At 61.8% G+C, this 18,976-nt stretch carries 14 protein-coding genes and 1 pseudogene; 11 read left to right on the forward strand and 4 right to left on the reverse strand.

Annotation, left to right across the window (positions count from 1 at the left end; genetic code table 11):
• The first annotated feature begins 212 nt into the window (after positions 1–212).
• On the forward strand, positions 213–629 hold the full coding sequence (locus H3T93_RS07695) for a hypothetical protein (RefSeq protein WP_015021278.1): 417 nt from the start codon (positions 213–215) through the stop codon (positions 627–629).
• 82 nt (positions 630–711) lie between these two features.
• On the opposite strand, the gene H3T93_RS07700 is transcribed toward H3T93_RS07695, so the two are convergent.
• Both H3T93_RS07700 and H3T93_RS07705 read right to left on the reverse strand, forming a co-directional pair.
• Positions 712–1,482, reverse strand: a complete 771-nt coding sequence (locus H3T93_RS07700; RefSeq protein WP_144178184.1) for an MIP/aquaporin family protein — start codon at positions 1,480–1,482, stop codon at positions 712–714.
• A gap of 254 nt (positions 1,483–1,736) precedes the next feature.
• Positions 1,737–5,231: an SNF2-related protein gene (locus tag H3T93_RS07705; RefSeq protein WP_144178186.1), complete on the reverse strand. Its 3,495-nt coding sequence runs from the start codon at positions 5,229–5,231 to the stop codon at positions 1,737–1,739.
• A gap of 160 nt (positions 5,232–5,391) precedes the next feature.
• Between H3T93_RS07705 and H3T93_RS07710 the strand changes: the two genes are divergently transcribed.
• From H3T93_RS07710 to H3T93_RS07725, 4 genes are all read left to right on the forward strand, one after another.
• Complete coding sequence (locus tag H3T93_RS07710; RefSeq protein WP_144178188.1) at positions 5,392–6,864, forward strand: DHA2 family efflux MFS transporter permease subunit; 1,473 nt, start codon at positions 5,392–5,394, stop codon at positions 6,862–6,864.
• Between the two features lie 102 nt (positions 6,865–6,966).
• Positions 6,967–8,202 carry an FtsX-like permease family protein gene (locus tag H3T93_RS07715; protein ID WP_144178195.1) on the forward strand — a complete coding sequence of 412 codons (1,236 nt, stop codon included), beginning with the start codon at positions 6,967–6,969 and terminating at the stop codon, positions 8,200–8,202.
• Positions 8,199–9,224 (forward strand): ATP-binding cassette domain-containing protein, encoded by a 1,026-nt coding sequence (locus tag H3T93_RS07720; RefSeq protein ID WP_144178196.1) that lies wholly within the window; start codon positions 8,199–8,201, stop codon positions 9,222–9,224. Before H3T93_RS07715 ends, H3T93_RS07720 begins: the two co-directional genes overlap by 4 nt.
• A gap of 82 nt (positions 9,225–9,306) precedes the next feature.
• Entirely contained in the window at positions 9,307–10,188 is an 882-nt protein-coding gene (locus tag H3T93_RS07725) for a hypothetical protein (RefSeq protein WP_144178197.1), read from the forward strand.
• On the opposite strand, the gene H3T93_RS07730 is transcribed toward H3T93_RS07725, so the two are convergent.
• A complete protein-coding gene (locus H3T93_RS07730) occupies positions 10,167–10,832 on the reverse strand; it encodes an HD domain-containing protein (protein WP_046322331.1) in 666 nt (221 codons plus the stop codon). The genes H3T93_RS07725 and H3T93_RS07730 overlap by 22 nt on opposite strands.
• A 233-nt stretch (positions 10,833–11,065) precedes the next feature.
• Between H3T93_RS07730 and zwf the strand changes: the two genes are divergently transcribed.
• The 3 genes from zwf to pgl all read left to right on the forward strand — a co-directional run bounded on the left by zwf (position 11,066) and on the right by pgl (position 14,423).
• The gene (gene zwf / locus H3T93_RS07735) at positions 11,066–12,547 is read left to right on the forward strand and encodes a glucose-6-phosphate dehydrogenase (protein ID WP_232346906.1); all 1,482 of its coding nucleotides are present in this window, start codon (positions 11,066–11,068) and stop codon (positions 12,545–12,547) included.
• Positions 12,544–13,551, forward strand: coding sequence for a glucose-6-phosphate dehydrogenase assembly protein OpcA (locus tag H3T93_RS07740; RefSeq protein ID WP_110424791.1), 1,008 nt, complete (start codon positions 12,544–12,546; stop codon positions 13,549–13,551). Before zwf ends, H3T93_RS07740 begins: the two co-directional genes overlap by 4 nt.
• A gap of 80 nt (positions 13,552–13,631) precedes the next feature.
• A complete protein-coding gene (gene pgl / locus H3T93_RS07745) occupies positions 13,632–14,423 on the forward strand; it encodes a 6-phosphogluconolactonase (RefSeq protein ID WP_144178198.1) in 792 nt (263 codons plus the stop codon).
• A 29-nt stretch (positions 14,424–14,452) separates the two neighbouring features.
• On the opposite strand, the gene H3T93_RS09170 is transcribed toward pgl, so the two are convergent.
• Positions 14,453–15,229: a FadR/GntR family transcriptional regulator gene (locus H3T93_RS09170; RefSeq protein WP_198207554.1), complete on the reverse strand. Its 777-nt coding sequence runs from the start codon at positions 15,227–15,229 to the stop codon at positions 14,453–14,455.
• 233 nt (positions 15,230–15,462) lie between these two features.
• On the opposite strand from H3T93_RS09170, the gene H3T93_RS07755 reads away from it, so the two are divergent.
• The 3 genes and pseudogenes from H3T93_RS07755 to gnd form a co-directional block, all read left to right on the forward strand.
• Entirely contained in the window at positions 15,463–16,908 is a 1,446-nt protein-coding gene (locus H3T93_RS07755; RefSeq protein ID WP_144178202.1) for a GntP family permease, read from the forward strand.
• Between the two features lie 36 nt (positions 16,909–16,944).
• Entirely contained in the window at positions 16,945–17,622 is a 678-nt protein-coding gene (locus H3T93_RS07760) for a gluconokinase (protein ID WP_082097679.1), read from the forward strand.
• 54 nt (positions 17,623–17,676) lie between these two features.
• A pseudogene (gene gnd / locus H3T93_RS07765) lies at positions 17,677–18,588 on the forward strand (phosphogluconate dehydrogenase (NAD(+)-dependent, decarboxylating)); the annotation flags it as partial.
• Positions 18,589–18,976 lie beyond the last annotated feature (388 nt).

Here is an 18,976-nt window from a genome sequence, read left to right on the forward strand (position 1 = left end):
GTTCCCTCCTCTTCGCCAATGTCAGGCACCTATGGCGAACCTCACGGTTCCTTGCCCCTATTTGCAGGCGGAATTTGGTATTCTTGCAAGTGGAAGGAATCTTGTATCCAGGGGTCGCTGTCGACGATGGACGGTCACCCGAAAGGTCATGGCCCTGCATGGTCATGGCGTTGATTGTCACACGTGCAGGCCGTCACACAGAAAGGTCAGTCATGGTAGACGATACAGTCATTGTTGTTGATACTTCCATGTTCGGAAAAGATGCCGCGGCGAAGACCGCCAAGGCCAACGAGGTTGCCCGCAAGTACGGCATCAGCGACGAAGCCCTCAAGAAGGTCGAGGATTACAAGAATCAGTTGAGCTACCACCAGGCATGGGACCTGCCTTTCCTGGGCTACGTGGACGAGGACGGCTATGGATATGCCTACGTACCCAATAAGGCTGTCGCAGCTGATGGCTGGGATGCCCATAAGGCCTTTCTGGACCTGCCCGATGATGCCCAGACGGCCTTCGCCATCCGCATGCTCTTCACCCATCGCGATGTCGACCGCCACGGTGCGGAGATGTTCCTTCACCACGGCCGCGGGCTGACAGTCCGCTTCCAGGAGCCCACCTCAGCCAGCTACTGAGTTCGAGCTACCTAACTAACTCGACCCCCGGTCCTGTCGTAATAACCCCCTGACAAGGCTAGGGGCTTTTCCATGCCGACGATCAAGGCAGAAGTCCCATCCAGGCAGGAGCCAGCACACCGATGCAGGCTCCAATGATCGGCCCAACAAAGGGTATCCATGCGTAGCTCCAGTCCGCATCCTTCTTGCCGGACATGGGCAGAAGGCAGTAAGCCAATCGGGCGGAAAAGTCACGTGCAGGATTCATGGCCGCACCAGAAACCCCACCCAAGGCCATAACCAGAACCGTGATGACCAGGGCCACGCCCAGCGGCCCGACCTGTGTAGGAGTCCCCCCATTGAGGAAAACCCAGGAAACCAGGATGGCCGTGCCGATGGCCTCCGATGTCAGATTCCAGAAATTCGAACGTATGGCCGGTTTGGTGCAGAAAACCATGAGTTTGGTATCTGTATCGGTCTGAAGTTCGAAATGCTTGCGAGTGCCCAGGTAGCCCAGGCAGGAGCCAAAGAAAGCCCCAAGGAACTGGGCAAAAATGAAGATGGCCACATTGGCCATGGTGACCGGAATGCCGCCCTTGCCCATGGCCAGACCGTTCAAGGTCGCTTGTGGATCAATCCAGTGGCCGACCACCCTGGCCAGCGTCACTGCCGGATTCAGATGGCCGCCAGTTCTCCACCCCGCATATACGCCCACATAGACAGCAAGACCCCAGCCCAGCGATGCGTTGATCCAGTCGGATCGATAAGCCCCTGTCTTGGGGAGCGACCTGCTGGCGGCGACCATGACCGCGATGGCCATCATAAGGGCGGTGCCCATGAACTCCGAGCAGAACATCTGCACACCGCTGATCATGCTCTCTCCTTTAGCTTCCCGTAATCAAAGGAGCTGAAAAATGGCCAGGCTCCCATAACCCGAATAATCGACCGTTGCCAAATCGACAAGCCCGCAGTGGCACAACCGTCAATCTGCTCATACACATAGTCTTTCGATTTGACTACCGCATCAAGAATAACCGGAACCGTGGCCCGAGGACCTCGCCATCAATGATGGCAGCACATTCAAAATCGCTGAGTCTTAGTTTCGAGTAGATCCATGTCAGTACGGGATCAGCCCAGCAGAGCCAGGAGGTCCTTTCTGCTAAGCCTGGCCACGCTGGAGGCGCCGGTGGAGGCGGCCGAATCGACAAAGCGCGATGCCAGGTCGCTCTTGCTGTGCTGCAGGTTGAGGATGCGTTCCTCGATGGTGTCCTTGGCTACGATCTGGTAGACGTTGACGTCCTGGGTCTGGCCGATCCGGTGGGCGCGGTCGTTGGCCTGCTCCTGGGCAGCGGCGTTCCACCAGGGGTCCGCATGAACCACCACACAGGCTCCGGTCAGATTAAGCCCGGTGTTGCCGGCCTTCAGGGAGATCAGGAAAACCGGCGTGGCATCCCTATTGAACTGTTCCACCAGCTCCAGCCGACGCTTCTTGGATGTGGCGCCGGTGATCAGATCGTAGGGCACGTCCAGCCGACGGAGCCTCTGGGCTATCAGGTCCAGGTAGGAGGTGAACTGGGAGAAGATCAGCATCTTGCGCCCGGCATCCTGGCAGGAGACCACCAGATCCTCGATGGCATCCAGTTTGGCCGAATCGCCCCTCCGGTCACGACCCTGATCCTGGTAGACCAGACGTGGATCGCAGCAGACCTCCCGCAGCCTGGTCAGCTGGGCCAGGACCTGGATTTTGCCGACCTCGTACTCCTGATCCCTTTCCTTGTTGAGCGTAGCCCTCAGCTCCTGCTCCAGAGCAGCATAGAGCTTGCGCTGACGACCTTGCAGGGGCACGCTGATCACGTTTTCGATCTTCTCGGGCAGATCTGTCAGCACCTGTGACTTGAGCCGGCGCAGAATGAAGGGTCCCACCAGGGCCTGGAGCCGGGACTGGGCATCCTGATCGCCGCTGAGTATAGGCATTTCGAAGCGGTCCCGGAACCGGGAGTAGGGGCCCAACATCCCGGGCATCAGGAAGTCGAAGATGCTCCAAAGCTCAGACAGCCGGTTCTCGATGGGTGTGCCGGTCAGGGCGAACCGATGCAAACTGTCCAGAGCGCGTACGGCCCGGGCTGCCTTGGTGGCATGGTTCTTGATGTACTGGGCCTCATCCAAGACCAAGGCATACCAGGGCAGGCTCCGATACCGGTCTAGGTCCCGCCTAAGCAGGTCGTAAGAGGTGATCAGCAGGTCGTAGGACCTGGCCCGATCCAGCAGTGCCTGACGCTGGCTACGCCCCCCAGCCAGGACCGCCACCCGCAGATCCGGCGTAAAACGACGGCACTCGGCCTCCCAGTTGTAGACCAAGGAGGCCGGACAGACAATCAGCGAAGGCCCTCGACCCCTGGCCTGATCCTTACGGGAGAGCAGGTAAGCCAACATCTGTATGGTCTTGCCCAGGCCCATCTCATCGGCCAGGATGCCACCGAAACCGCGGTCGCTCAAGGTGCATAGCCAACGCAGCCCTTCTACCTGATAGGGTCTGAGTTGCCCGCGCAGCCCGTCAGGGACCTTGAACCCCTGAGGGTCAGGATTGCGCTCCTTCAGGTAGTCGCGGAAGCTGGAATCGCGGTCCTGCTCGGGTACCAGCGCATCCAGGTAGCCGAGCTGGAATTCAGGCACACGGACCGGCCCCTTGGCCAGATCAGCCGGGTCGATGCCCAGATCTTGGGCCAGGGTGTCCACAGCATCGGTATTCAGATCAGCCAACTCGACGAAGGCCCCATTGCGCAGACGATGGAAGCGCCGACGACGGCGATGGTCAGCCAGAATGGCGGCGGCCTCCTCGGGCCGTACCTCATCGGCGATGGGAGAGATCTCAACCAGACCAGAGCGCACCCGCACACCCACACGAATCTGCGGATGAGAGACGACGCTCAGTCCGTCGAAGGCCGGGGTGGAAAAAACCCGTCCCAGACTCTTGAGCACCGGCAGGCCCCGGGTCAGCAGGGTGTGGATGGCTTCCTCGTTCTCCTCGGGAATGCGGGCCAATCCCTCCTCCATCAGGGGGAAATAGCGGCGGACCGTCTGCCGGGCCAGAGACTCGCTCTCCCGATCTCTGCCAGGTTCATCCTCGGAGCCGGGATCAGCGCCGACGGACACAAGACGATCTCCATAGCGGGCCTTGAGATCACAGCTGACCCCTTGCTGATCCCTGTCCAGGTAAAGCTCGATCCTGCAGGGCGGCCGTCGGCGGGCATCCAGCTCTTCAGGCAATGTGGCAGAGAGCCCGGATCCTTCCTGGGCACCCTGATCCAAGTCAGGCAGGACAGTCCGGGCGAACAAGTCCAGGTCGTCGGCATCCAGATGCAGATCCCGATCCTCACCAGGGCGGCAGAGGGTCTCCAACAGGTCCCGATGACGCATGAAACGCGCGCTGCAACGGTGGATGACTGGTCCCGAATCGAGCCCTAAACCGGGCTGAGAGGGGCGCACGATAACGAAGGAATGGGCCTGGCCTACGATGAAGCGCTCCACGGCCAGGGCATGAGTGATCCGGTAGCCTTCCGCCTCCTTGCTGACTGCGATGCCAGGGTCCGGGTCTCCGCCGACCACGGGGGCAGGCATGGTCTGCAGGAAGGAGTCCTCGGGAGGCGTGTAGTCCAGGGTGAGCCCGGAATCCACAAACAGGTCGAGGATCTGCGCCACCTCATCGTCGCTGAGCCGGATCCCCGCCAATCCTGCACGCGTAAGACGGCGGCGCATGCCCCCTTCCTGTTCGGTCAGGCTGCGGCGGATGGCGCCAGCCCTCTCCAGGATGGTCAGCAGAGCCTGGGCCCGGTCATCAAAGGTGTCACGAGAATGGATGAAGGCCAGCCGCCGTCCGTAAGACATGAATTCACCTTGGTCCACGGCGCGCAGCAGGGCCGGAAGGTCCTTGACCAAATAGGCGACCCCGTGGGAGGACAGGGTGATGTGCAGACGGACCAGCCAGCCTCCGCGCTCGCTGGTCAGGTCTGGGATCAGTCCGACTGAGCCGATGGGCAGGTGACGGCCGCCGACCGGTCCGTTCTCCTGCTTGAGCAAGCTCAGCTGGCGGTCACGAAAGGCCTGCCGCCGCCGACCCTCCTGCCGGTGCATGTAGGCTGCCAAGGGTCCTGATGTCGAGCGGGCGGACCGGGATCGACCCTCGTCACCGGTCCAATCATCCGATCCTGCAAAGGCCTGGTTGGACTCGTTATAGGCCATGATCAGAGCGACTACATGCTTGCATGCAGGACCCTGGCGCCCAAAGGCCCGGCAGGTGCAGGAGGAGTCGATGACCCGATGGGCCTGCTCGTCCAGCCGAGCCTGAACCATGCAGTCGCCATCCGGCTGATAGGTGGCGGGCACACGTCCCTTGAGGACGGTCAAAGCCCCCAGGTGTCGCAGGCGCAAGTCTGTAAAGCGACGGTCATCCAGCAGTTGATGGGCACGGAAGTAGGCCTTGCCGCCCAATCGACGCAGAGCAGCGTCAGAGATGGTGTCCGGATCACCAAAGGTCCGCCCCTCCTCCTCATCACCTGGATCATAGAAGCCATGGCCTCCTGAACCACCGGCTCTTGACCCGTAGACCGCTGCATGCCAATCCACACGCACCCTCCTTATGGTCTCTGACGACCATTCCCGAGCATAACCTTTTCCATCCCGACGCGGCACGCCTTCGGCGAAGCGAGTAGACATGCCGACTTACGAAAAAATTGCCGCCTCCCTAAGATGGCGTGCTGTTTGTCTGAAGAAGGAGATCATTATCGTGCAAAACACGTCCACCTCTGCCTCCGTTCACCGGTCACGACCGGCCGTCCCACACCCCTGGCCGGCCATCGCCGCGCTGATGATCGGGGCCTTCGTGGGCATGCTGAGCGAAACCTCGCTCAATATCGCCCTGCCCAACCTGATGGAGAGCTTCCAAATCCCCGCTGCCACCGTGCAATGGCTGGTGACTGGGTACATGCTGGTCATCGGCATCGTCCTGCCCTTCTCCAGCCTGATCTCCAAGTGGTTCACCACCAGGCAGACCGTAATCTTCGGTCTGGTCGCCTTCCTGGCGGGCTCGGTGATCTCGGCCATGGCACCCACCTTCCCTGTCCTGTTGGCTGGACGGCTAATCCAGGGCATCGGCACGGGCCTGATCCTGCCGCTCATGTTCACCGTGGCCATGCTGATCTTCCCGCCGGCGCGACTGGGCACGGTCATGGGCATGTGCGCCTTGGTCATCATGTTCGCCCCCGCCATCGGCCCGACCCTGACCGGGATCATCCTGGGCAAGCTGACCTGGCACTGGATCTTCTGGTTCTTCACCCCCTTCCTGGTGGTGGCCCTGATCTTCGCCGTCTGCTTCCTGAAGAACGTTGGCACCATCACCCACCAGCGGCCCGATCTGGCCTCCATTCTGGAATCCATTGTCGGCTTCGGCGGACTGGTGGCAGGTGTCAGCCTTGCCAGCCGGTTCGGATGGCTCTCCCCGGTCACCCTGACCATTCTGGTCGTGGCCCTAGTAGCCCTGGTCCTCTATATTCGTCGTCAGTTGGGCCTGGAACACCCGGTGCTCAACCTGCGCATCTTCTCCATCCCGGCCTTCCGCTACGGCGCCACCCTGGTCATGTTGGACTTCGCAGTCATCCTCTCCTCCATGTATCTGCTGCCTCAGTTCCTGCAGCGTGGGCTGCTCCTGCCCGTGGCCATGACCGGCATCCTCATGCTGCCCGGCGGGGCCATCAACGCCCTGGTCTCGGCCTTCGCCGGCCGGCTCTACGACGGCTTCGGGGCTCGTATGCCCGTCCGCTGCGGATTTCTTATCGCACTGTTGGGAACGATCATCCTCCTGTTCACCGGCCCGCACACCCCTGTGGCCCTGGTGGTGGCAGCCCACATCATCCTCATGATCGGCTGCCCCTTGGCCATGTCGCCAGCACAGACCTACGCGCTCAACTCTCTGAGTGGCCCGCAGTCCGGCGACGGGAGCACCATCATCAACACCATGCAGCAGATTGTGGGAGCCGTGGCTACAGCCATCACCACCTCCCTGCTGGCCATGGGCGAGGGTCAGGCAGCCGGAGTGGATAAAGCCCAGGCCTTCACCAGAGGCACCCACTATGGATTGATATTCACCCTGGTGCTGATCCTGGCTGCTCTGGCCGTCTCCCTGAAGGTGCGCAACTTCTCCCACGCCGAGCAGCCAGAGGCCGATCGAGACATTCAGCAAGCTCCAAGTTCTCACCGCTAGCTTGGGAACGTCCCTGGCTAGACTGGAGGACGACGACCGAACTTAAGGCCCGCCATCGCGGGCCGCCAGGTCATCCCTGGAAACGCTATCAGGAAGGGTGTCATGTTCGTTCTCAAGAACGCCTGGTTCACCATCAGGCGGCATGCGGCGCGGAGCCTGGTCACGGTTCTGGTCTGCCTGGTCGTGGCGGCGCTGGCCACGACAGCGGCCACCGTGCTCCAGGCTGACACCAAGGCACGTACCACAGACTACGAATCCCAACAGGTGGATGCCGTCATCAGCCCGCGCAAGGGGACCAAGGCCTCCCCCCTGGGCTGGAACGAGTATTCCAAGTACGCCCAGCGCCTGCAGATGGATGGCATGCAGTACAAGGCCTACTTCCACGAGACCGCCGACATCAACCCAGAGGGACTGACCCAGTCAGGCACTTACTCCCTGGTGGGCGTCTCCGACAAGCAGGCCGAGTCCACCCTGCCTCATGGTCCCTTCGTGCTGGACCAGGGCAAGGGGCTGGACTACGCCTCGCAGAATACCTCCGGCACCCAGACCGTGCTGATCTCCAAGCAGATGGCACAGGCTAACAAGCTCAAGGTGGGCGACACCCTGACCATCAAGGATCCCCGCCAGCAGGATCAGCAGGTCAAGCTGACCGTCTCGGGCATCTATCACTACCGCAAGGCCGCCGACCAGGCAGCCAACCGGGCCATCTACACGGCCTATCCCACCTTTGCCATGCTGGGGTTGGATACGGCCAGCAAACCCGGTGACCCTGGCCATGAGCTGCTGGTGGCCTTCGTCCTGGATTCGCCGAGCACCTACCAAAAGTTCATCAAGGAGCTCCGTAAGGACGGGCTCAAGGCCTCGCAGTACGACATAGACTCTCCCAGCCTGAAGGACTATCAGCGGCGGATGGAGCCGGTCCACCAGGCTGCCGACCAGGCGCGAACTGTCGTCATCCTGGTCTGCCTGCTGGGCGGGCTGATTCTGCTGGGTTGCCTATTCCTCATGCTGCACGGCCGCACCAACGAAATCGGCATGGCCATCACCATCGGTGTCCACAAGGCCCGGCTGGGCTGGCAGTTCGCCTTGGAGACCCTCTTGCTCACCCTGCCCGGACTGGCCCTGGGCCTGGCGCTGGGCACCGCGATCAGTCGGCCGCTGGGGCGGTCGCTCTTCCATCTGGGGAGCCTGGCCAGCATGCCTCATGCTGGCCTGATCTGGAAGATAATCCTGATTGGCCTGGCCGCCTGCCTGGTCATCGCTCTGGCAGCAGCCGCCAGAGTAGCGGCCTTCAGAACCGCCCAGCTATACACCAACGACCTGGAGGACGAGGCATGAGCGAAAAGACATCGGACCAGCAACCAGACGAAGAGTCCCAGGCAACTACTGATCAGAAACAGACCGATCAGAAGCAAGCCGCTCAGACAAGGGCCGAAGCTGAGCAAACAGCCGACGAGAGCACCAACGCCGAACCCATGTCCGAACCCAGCACAGGGTCGGAGACGGAAACGGAATCCAAGGAAGAAGCAACCACTCAGACAGACAAAAAGACCGAGGAGGATGATTCTTCGGAAGAAGATGCCGCGCTGGCTGCCTTCAAAGTGGTCATCGAGCATGAAGATACCGAAGATTCCGATGACGATCAGGAAGAGGACCCGCTGTTGGATACCGATGACCAACGGGTGCTGGTTCCTGGAGGCTACCCGGTGCTTTCCCTGAAGCACGTGGATTACACGCGCAAGATCCAGGGTCGCCCCGAACAGATCCTGGACGATGTCGATCTGGAATTCCAGCGTCGCCGCATCTACTCGGTGGAGACCACCTCCCCTTCCGTACGAGCCGCCATGATGGCCTTGATGACTGGCCTGCGCGCCCCCACCCAGGGCAGTGTGCTCTTCCGGGGCACAGATCTGCGCCAGTTGCTGGCCTCCGACTATCGGGGCCACCAAATTGGGGCCATCTTTGGCACCGATGCCCTGAGGCACGACCTGACCGCTGTGCAGAATCTTGTTTACACCATGGATGCCAGCGGGCGCACCTTCCTGGGCCCCAAGGACAATCTGGCCCGTCAACTGCTGGACGAGGTCGGCTTCCCGGAGCGTCTGCAGGACAAACTGACCGCTGATCTGGGCCACCTGGACTTCCGCCTGGCCTCCGTGGCCCGAGCCCTGTGCTGCGAGTGCGATGTGCTTATCGCCGACGAACCCACCGAAGGGCTGGAGCCGGGCGATTGGGATACCCTGCTGGCCACCCTGAAGCGGGTCTCCCGCCGTCATGACTGCACCGTGATCATCCTGACCTCGGGCGGTTCGGACACTGTAGACGAGGGCACCTACGACGACCGATTCATCGTCGATTGAGCCTCAGCCTTCCGGACCGAAGACGGATGGCACTGCACTGATTTGTTCGGTCATCACCCATGAGGAGTGGATACCCCGGGTCATGGCCGAACAAATCGATTTGTGCAACAAGGACCCACATCTGCAACGGGGAATCATTCTGCACCATCACCATGGATTCGGACCCATTCGGGAAGTCGGCATCAAGGAAGCCATATGGATCACCCCAGGGCTGCTGATCGCCCAGAACGCCTGGCTGGTATCCCACGGCCGTCCCTCATGGGCCCTGTCAGCCCCACCGACCATGTGGCTGGATGATCTGGACCAGTCCCTGACCGGACGCAGAATTCTGACTGTAACGGCCGAAACCATTCTGGCCTGGCGCCGACTACCATCGGGCTTGGGGCAGCGCCCCTGGTCGCAGCTGGCCGTCGGTCGTGTATCGGGCCTGCCTGCAGCCCGGCGAAACCTTGAAGATCTGCAGAGCAAGCTGCGGACGGCCCCTGCGCAATCGTTGATTCGCATCCAGACCCACCTGCCCGATATCCAAGAGGAGTGGCGGGTCATCATCAACAAGGGACGGATTGCAGCATCCAGCGGATACTGCCTGCATGAAGGTGAGGGCTCTAGGGCCATCACCACGATTTTTGACGGTGCAGTTTTCGATCCCAAACACCGAACAATCGCCGAGGACTGCGCCCTCCAGGCAGCCAATGGTCGATCTTCTGCTCCAATCAGCGTGGACCTGGCCTTCCTCCGTGGGTCGGATCGGCCGCTGATTTTGGAGGGAAACCCGGTCTGGTGCGCAGCCCCTTACGCTTACGGGCCACAGGGCATGATCTCTTTCCTGAAAGCCGTCGCGGACTGCCGGACCGATCCAGTCGACCCCTATCAACCAGACCCGTGGATGGCGCGCGAATTCGCTGGTCGTTTCCGCAGTTCCTGGGGGTCGACCCGGCCGGATCAGACGATGGTCATGCCGTAGTACTTAGCCAGGGGCTGCAGGTCCGGCACCCCGTATCGGGCCACCAGTTGCCTCCAACGGGCCAGATTGTCGGGACCATATTTGGCAGTGCGCTTGGCGGCAGTGGGCTCGGAGACGAAGATAGGCGGCTGGTGCTTGCTGTGGAACTTGTCCGCATACATGACCACCTCCTGCTCAGGGTTGACCGGCAGGTAGTCGTCCGGCGGCAGGTTCAGATGCTCCTCCTCCACCTGGCGGCGGGTCAGCCCCACCCCGGTATGGTTGCGGGCGAACTGGGCCACCGACTCGTCCACACCAGCGTCCAGCAGCAGATGATAGCCCTCCAGACCGTGCTCAATGTACCGCTCGCCCTGGAAGGTCAGGGGCCGGCCCTGAGAACCGTCGTCCTTGAGGATCCGATAGGTGCCGATGTCATGCAGCAGGGCACCTATGCGGACCAGGTCACGGTCCAACGGCCGCTCGGGCAGGACCCTGTCAGGGTCATCACCACGCGACAGGCGCTCGTTGACCTGGTCGGTCATGCGCACCGCGAGCGCAGCAATGATCTGGCAGTGGGTGTGTATCAGTTCATAGGCGGCTTGGGAGGGCGCATACTGACGATGCAGGGCCTCAGCCATGGGAACATTGGGAATCATACCGACCATTCTAGGGATCCTTGCCGCAAATGTGACCTTTGCGACGCTTCTGCACACTTCAGCGGATAATCAGCCCTGCCCTTCTGCTGCCGACAGTACACTGGGAGCCACGGTATTTCACGAGGAGCACTATGGACACTTCACCACTTGCGCGCTCCGCCGACCAGCCCACTCCCCCCGACGAGGACGGCGGCCGACAGGCGCCCTGGCACAACCCCTTGCTGGACCCGCGCGATCTGCGCATGCCGCGCATCGCAGGACCCAGCTCATTGGTCATTTTCGGCGTCACCGGCGATCTGGCCAAGAAAAAGCTCTTGCCGGCCGTCTATGACCTGGCCAACCGGGGACTGTTGCCAGCCAGCTTCGGGCTGATCGGATTCGGACGGCGCGACTGGAGCGACCAGCAATTCGTCGCCTTTGCGGAGGAGAACGTCCGCGCCCACTGCCGCACCCCCTTCAACGAATCCACCTGGCGACATCTGAGCCAGGGCATGCGCTTCGTCAAAGGCAGCTTCGACGATGCCGAGGCCTTCCGCCACCTGTCGGCCACCGTCTCTGAGCTGGACCGGGTCCGTGGCACCCGTGGCAACCATGCTTTCTACATGTCGGTGCCGCCCAAGGCCTTCCCCCAGGTGGCCCGTCAGCTGGCCGAGTCGGGGCTCTCCCACTCCACCCAAGGGGCCTGGCGCCGTGTCATCATCGAGAAACCCTTCGGTCACGACCTGGCCTCGGCCAAGGCGCTGGACCGAGTGGTCTCCGAGGTCTTCGAGCCGGATTCGGTCTTCCGCATCGACCACTATCTGGGCAAGGAGACCGTGCAGAACATCCTGGCCTTGCGCTTTGCCAACATGATGTTCGAGCCGGTCTGGAACTCCAACTACGTTTCCCACGTGCAGATCACCATGGCCGAGGACATGGGCATCGGCGGCAGGGCCGGCTACTACGACGGAATCGGAGCAGCCCGGGATGTCATCCAGAACCACCTCCTGCAGCTGATGGCCCTGACGGCCATGGAGGAGCCGGTCTCCTTCTCGGCTTCAGATCTGACGGCTGAAAAGACCAAGATCCTCTCAGCTGTCCACCTTCCCAAGGACCTGGCGGCCCACACCGCTCGAGGCCAGTACACAGCCGGTTGGCAGGGCTCCCAGCACGTGGTCGGCTACCTGGACGAGGACGGGATCGATCCCTCCTCCACTACCGAAACCTACGCGGCCATCAGGCTGGATGTGGACACCCGCCGCTGGGCCGGCGTCCCCTTCTACCTGCGGACAGGCAAGCGCCTGGGCAAGCGGGTCAGCGAGATCGCCATCGTCTTCAAGCGTGCCCCCCACCTGCCCTTCGAAGCCACAGCCACCCGGGAACTGGGCGCCAACGCCGTGGTCATCCGCGTACAGCCTGATGAGGGCGTGACCCTGCGTTTCGGGGCCAAGACCCCTGGCTCGGCCATGGAGGTGCGTGACGTCAACATGGACTTCTCCTATGGGCGTTCCTTCACCGAGGCCTCCCCGGAGGCCTATGAGCGGCTGATCCTGGACGTGCTCCTGGGAGACCCGCCCCTCTTCCCCACCACCGAGGAGGTCAATCTGTCCTGGAAGATTCTGGACCCCATCGAGGAGTTCTGGGCCGGACAGGGCCAACCCCAGCCCTACCGCGCCGGCACCTGGGGTCCGCGGGAGGCAGATCTGATGCTTGCCCGCGACGGATACCACTGGAGGATGCCATGATCGTCAGACTGAACAACACCACCACCTCCGCCATCGCCCGGGAGATTGACGAGCTCCACGTAGAGCGGGGAGAGGCGGCCCAGGGACGGGTGCTGACCCTGGTCATCGTCACCGAGCAGGCCCATCTGGAGACGGCCCTGGAAACCGTAAACGCCGCAAGCCGTGAACACCCCTGCCGGGTTATCGCCATGGTGACCGACGCCGAAGACCATCAGGCCGAGCAGGAAGCGGATCAGAAGTTCGCTGCAGCACAGTCCTCTGAAGACTGCGTCTCCTACAAGAACACCGACCATGACGGCGACCGCACACTGGATGCCGAGATCCGCTTCGGCTCGGATGCCGGTGCCGGCGAGGTAGTGGTCCTGCGACCAGTGGGGGCTCTGCTGAACCATTCAGATGCTCTGGTCATCCCCCTCCTGGTGCCTGATGCCCCTCTGGTGGTTTGGTGGCCTACCAATCCGCCACTGGATCCCTCGCAGGATTCCATCGGAACCATGGCCGCAAGCAGAATCACTGATGCCATGGAGGCCGACGATCGTCAGGCTGCCTTCGCTGGGCTGCTGGCACATTCGCGCGCTCAGGACGTGGACCTGTCCTGGACCAGGATCACCATCTGGCGGGCACAGCTGACCTCAATGGTGCAGCAGCCGCCCCACCTGCCCATCCGTTCGGTCAGGGTGACCGGCCAGGCCCACTACCTGCCATTGGAGCTCTTGGCCTCCTGGCTGGCACTGAAACTTAAGGTGCCGGTCACCGTCGAGCGCGATCCGAAGGCCCAGGCCGTCACCGGCGTCTACTTCGAACGCCCTGACGGAGTCATGAGCATGGAGCGCCACAATGATGACCAGGCCCGAATCAACCAACCTGGACAAGCTTCACAGACCATCTCCATGCCCCTGCGCACCGCTGTGGACTGCATGAGCGAGGAACTGGGTCGGTTGGATCCTGACGAGGTCTATCAGGAGGTCATCCACACCGGCTGGGGAATGGTCGACCACCAGTAGGCCCAGGCAGCGACTGAATTCATATGCAAGCGCAGGGGTGTAGGCTGAGGCAAGCATCACCTGCATGCGAGGAGGATCAGATGACCGAGCGTCGTATCGTTACCTATGCCACAACCGAGCTGCTCAACCAAGCTACAGCAGCCCGCATCCTGCTGGAGCTGGGAGACCTTCTGGCCCGTCAGGACCGGGCCGACCTGGCGCTGACCGGCGGGCGAGATGCGGCGGATGTCTATGCCCTGATGGGTGCTGATCCCCTGAGCCAGAGCGTGGACTGGAGCCGGGTCCACCTCTGGTGGAGCGATGAGCGGTTCGTGGGCCTGGAAGACCCGGACCGCAACGACGAACAGGCACGGCGGGCCTGGTATGACTCGCTGATCGACCAGGGGCTGCTGCCGCAGGCCAACGTACACTCCATGCCCGTGGACACTCGCAGCCCAGCTCAGGTTGAAGCCGCCGATCAAGAGGGGAACGAACGGGCTCTAACCCAGGCGGCAGCCACGTATCAGCAGGAGATTATCGACCAACTGGGCCCTGAGGGCCGGATGGATCTGGCTGTCTTTGGCGTGGGCCCTGACGGACACTATGCCTCCCTCTTCCCCGACCGTCCTGAGGTCAGGCTGCAGGACGACGATCTGCTGGTGACGGGTGTCAGCAACTCCCCCAAGCTGCCCCCGCTCAGGGTCACCATGACCACGCCATTCATCCGCCGGACCCCCAAGGTCTGGCTGTTCACCTCAACCGCTGAGAAGGCTTCGGCCGTCGCTGCCGCTCTGGGAACCACAGACGATCCCCATGTCCCCTCCTCTTATGCCAGGGGCACTCTGGAGACCCTCTGGCTCCTGGACGCTGATGCCGCCTCGAAACTGAACTGAGCCTTCTGCACCAAGAGCCTCTACAGATCTCAGGACTCCGAAGATTCCTTATCCGCAGCAGGAGCGGAGTCTTCGGAGTCCTTTCTTGTCATTTGTTCGACAGCCCGATCGGATTCGTCAACGATCCAATCCATAGCGTGGCGGGCCCCCTCTGCATCGCCCCGACGTATCAGTGCAGCCACGTCGCCATGCAACCGCAACGCTTTCTCATCGGCCTTCCTGGGCATAAGCTCATGCCGGGTTCGCCCAGACAGCACTGATGCAATCACATCGCCCAAGGCCGCGAACATAGCGTTGCCCGATGCCTCAAGCAGGGTTCGATGAAACGTTTCGTCAGCCCGAAGATAGTCCGGCCCGTCGGCCCGGTCAGCGTTGGCCACCATATCAATGGCGGCCCGCGTCAGCTTCGCCCATTGATCCTGATCAGCGTTGCCGGCCGCCAGCTGGGCAGCCATGGGCTCAACGCATGCCCTGAGCTCAGACAGCTCATGCAAGGTCCGTCCCCGGTCAGGTCCGCGCAGTCTCCACTCGATCACCTGCGGATCATAAATATTCCAGAGTTGACGAGGATTGACTGTGGCACCGACCTTGCGTTTGACAGTGACCAGACCCATGGCCTCAAGAACCCTGGTGACCTCGCGGGTGACCGTGCGCGAAGGCCTCTGGCTATCCAGGTCGGGGGCGGGCAGCCGGTCTCCCGGAGCGATGGTGCCATCTACGATGGCCGCCCCCCACTGATCCAGCAGCCGATCATGCAGGGTGCCTTCTGCAGCCGTTTCGTCATCAGGTTTCCTCGCGTTTTTCACGAATTCCACTCTAGCAACCTGGCTCATTCCTAATGGGATCAGAGTGATATGTAAATAATTTGAGACTCAATCCTGCCTCTTAGCATGCCGTCTTCCAATCCGTCACAGATTCGTGTAAAATACTGTCTGTTAAGGCATACGTAATATCACACTGTCGATATTATGTAATGCAAAAATAAGAGCCGGGAAGCTGTTCAGGCTGAACGGCTCGCATCCTCAGAGAAGAGGCAGCCATGCTTTTAGCGTCGCAGCCGACAGCCGACGGGTACCTAACCCTGGCGGCGAGTCAGGCCGTTTCCCTGAACACCACCCAATTGGGCATCAGCCTGGTGCTCAGCCTGGCGGTGCTCATCTTCCTAGTCACTGTCGTCAAACTTCATCCCTTTGTCTCACTGCTGGGTGCCGCCCTGGTGGTCGGCATCGGTTCTGGCTACGGCCCCGTGGCCACCCTGACCAGCTTTACCGGCGAGTTCGGCTCCACCATGGGCTCCGTGGGCATTTTGATCGGTCTGGGAGCCATGATCGGCAAGGTCCTCATGGACACCGGAGCCACTGACCAGGTGGTCAACACCCTGGTCGCCAAGTCCAAGCCCGCCACCATCCCATGGATCATGGCCCTGATCGGCGCCCTGATCGGCCTGCCCATGTTCTTCGAAGTCGGCCTGGTAATTCTGGTCCCGGTCATCATTCTGGTGGCCCGCCGCACCAAGCTTCCCCTGATGCGTGTGGCCATCCCCACCCTGGCAGGCCTGTCCATCATGCACGCCTGTGTGCCTCCTCACCCCGGCCCCCTGGCAGCCCTGAGCCAGTTCAAGCAGACCGGAAACGTGGGGCTGACCATGATGTTCGGCATCCCCTTCGCCCTGATTACCCTGGTCGTCGTGGGCCCGGCCTTTTCCCGTCTGGCCTCCCGCTGGGTCCCCATCGAAGCCCCGGCCGATTTTGTGGCCAAGAGCGAGCAGGCCGGCAAGGAGGAGACCCGGCTTCCATCCTTCGCCCTCTCGGTCTGCTGCATCCTGCTGCCGGCAGTCCTCATGCTGCTGACCTCCATCTTCGAGATAGCCATTCCCGGGTTCAAGGATCGCACGGACGGCCTGGCACAGACCATCAACTTCATCGGCAACCCGGTCATGGCCCTGGCCATAGCACTGATTGTTTCCATGCTGGTCCTCAAGGCCGCCTCGGGCATCTCCTGGAAGACCGTCAATGACTCCCTGGGAGCGTCGCTTCCCGCTGTAGCGGGCATCCTGCTGATTGTGGGCGCAGGCGGTGGCTTCAAGGGCGTCCTGGTCTCCACCGGCATCGGCAAGATCATCGGCACCTTTGTGGAGAACTCCAACATCTCCATCTTCCTGCTGGGCTGGGTCATCGCCGTCTTCGTACGCATCGCCACAGGCTCGGCCACTGTCTCCATCCTGACCACGGCCGGCATTCTCAGCAACGCCATGACCATGATGCATGCGGGCTCCACGGCCACTACACTCCTGGTCATCGCCATCGGCGCCGGATCAATCTTCCTCTCCCACCTCAACGACGCGGGCTTCTGGCTGATCAAGGAGTACTTCGGCCTGAGCGTTGGTGAGACCCTGAAGACTTGGTCAGTTCTGGAATGCCTGCTGTCGGTAGTGGTTCTGGTCCTGGTCATGATCGCCAGCATCTTTGTGCCCATCACCGCCTGAGCGTCATTGTCAGATTACTTTTCAGAAAGGTTGCACATGGTCGACACATCGTTGAAGAATTCCGACGCACTGAGCGCAGAAGATCACCCGGAGCCCCAGGTCCCCTCGGCAGTGGACAACACGGTTCCCCCGGACTACTTCCAAGGCCGCACACCCGTTCTGGTCATCATGGGGGTCGCCGGCTGCGGCAAGACCACCATGAACGAGCACCTGGGCAGCAAACTGGGCTGGGACATGGCCGAGGCCGACGACTTCCACCCTCAGGCCAACATCGACAAGATGGCCCGCGGCATCCCCCTGAACGACCAGGACCGTTGGCCCTGGCTGGACAGCATCCATGATTGGATCGAGGACCACATGCGGCGAGGAGTGCCCGGAACCGTCACCTGCTCCGCCCTGAAGCGGATCTATCGTGACCGGTTGCGAATGCCTGGGGTGGTCTTCATCCACCTGAGCGGGGACTACGACTCCATCATGGAACGGCTCTCCAAGCGGAAGGGGCATTTCATGAAGCCGCAGATGCTCCGCTCCCAGTTCGATGACTTGGAACCCCTGGGACCGGACGAGGTTCACCTGACCATCGACGTGGGTCTGCGCATGTCTCCCGAGATCGAGGCCGAAGAGGTCATCGACACCCTGGGTCTGCAGTGTGATGTCAAGGCGCACACCGCCCAGGTTCAGGCCGAGCGCGCCCGGCAGGCAGCCCGCCAGTAGCACCGGCAAAGCGGCCCGACCGCGGCCGACCACCAACCATCGCGGTCAACTTCACACTGTTGCAGTCAAGGGAGAGGAACTGACACTATGAAGATCGGCATGATTGGCCTGGGACGCATGGGCAAGAACATGGCGGACCGTCTGCGTACCGGTGGCCACCAGGTGGTCGGCTACGACATCGCGCCGGACTCGGGCAGGGATGTGGACAGCCTGCAAGCCCTGGTTCAAGCGCTGGAGGCCCCACGAGTGATTTGGGTCATGGTCCCGGCCGGCAAGCCCATTGAGTCCACTCTCGATCAGCTTGGCGAGCTGATGGAGCGCGGCGACCTGGTCGTGGATGGGGGCAACACCCGCTTCACCCAGGACCAGGAGCACGCCCAAGCCCTGGCCGCCAAGGGCATAGGCCTGGTGGATGTGGGCACCTCCAACGGCATCTGGGGCAAGGAGAAGGGCTACGCCTTGATGGTCGGAGGATCGGATCAAGACGTGGCCCGGATCCAGCCCATCCTGGACACCTTGAAACCTGAGGGCGACTACGGTCTGGTCCACGCGGGAGGAACCGGCGCTGGCCACTACGCCAAGATGGTCCACAACGGTATCGAATACGGGATGATGCAGGCTCTGGCCGAAGGGTACGCAGTCCTGGAGGCCTCCGACCTGATCAAGGAGCCAGGCGAAGTGGTGGAGTCCTGGCGAAAGGGCTCGGTCATCCAGTCCTGGCTGCTGGATTTGCTGGCCCAGGCGCTAAAAGAGGACCCGCACCTGAGCAAAATCGCCGGCAAGGCTGACGAGACTGGCGAAACCAAATGGATGATTGCGGACGCCCTGGAGCTGGGGGTGCCCACACCGGCCATCACCTCGGCACTCTACGCCCGCCAGTCCTCCAAGATCGAGGACCCCATGACCATGAAGGTGGTCTCCGCCCTGCGCAGCGCCTTCGGCGGCCACCCCATCGTCAGGGAGTAACCGGATTCCTGGTCGGGTACCAGTAGGATCCCACCTGCGGACGGACCTGGACCATGGCGCCGTCATCAGCGAAATCCAAGGGGGCGAAGACGATTTCACGATTACACATCGGCATACTTCGCCCCGGCCATTCCTGAAGAACCTGTGTCGGGCCATAAACCAGTCTTCCTGCCCGACGCACGGATAACCAGTGGATGCCTATGGATAGCACTCCCCCTTCGCCCTTATTAGCTCCGATCAGCATCGACAAGGAGGATCTGGTTAGTCAGGCGATGACTGTTCTGTTAGTGCTGGTCTGCCTGCTGGACAGCAATGATCGCCCCCGCTTGAACAACGGCCGACCGCCAGTTAGTGCTATAGAAATCTCCACTCGGCGTCAGGCAATAAA

Origin of the sequence: Bifidobacterium sp. M0404 (assembly GCF_016101415.1) — a bacterium.
Classification (GTDB): domain Bacteria; phylum Actinomycetota; class Actinomycetes; order Actinomycetales; family Bifidobacteriaceae; genus Bombiscardovia; species Bombiscardovia polysaccharolytica.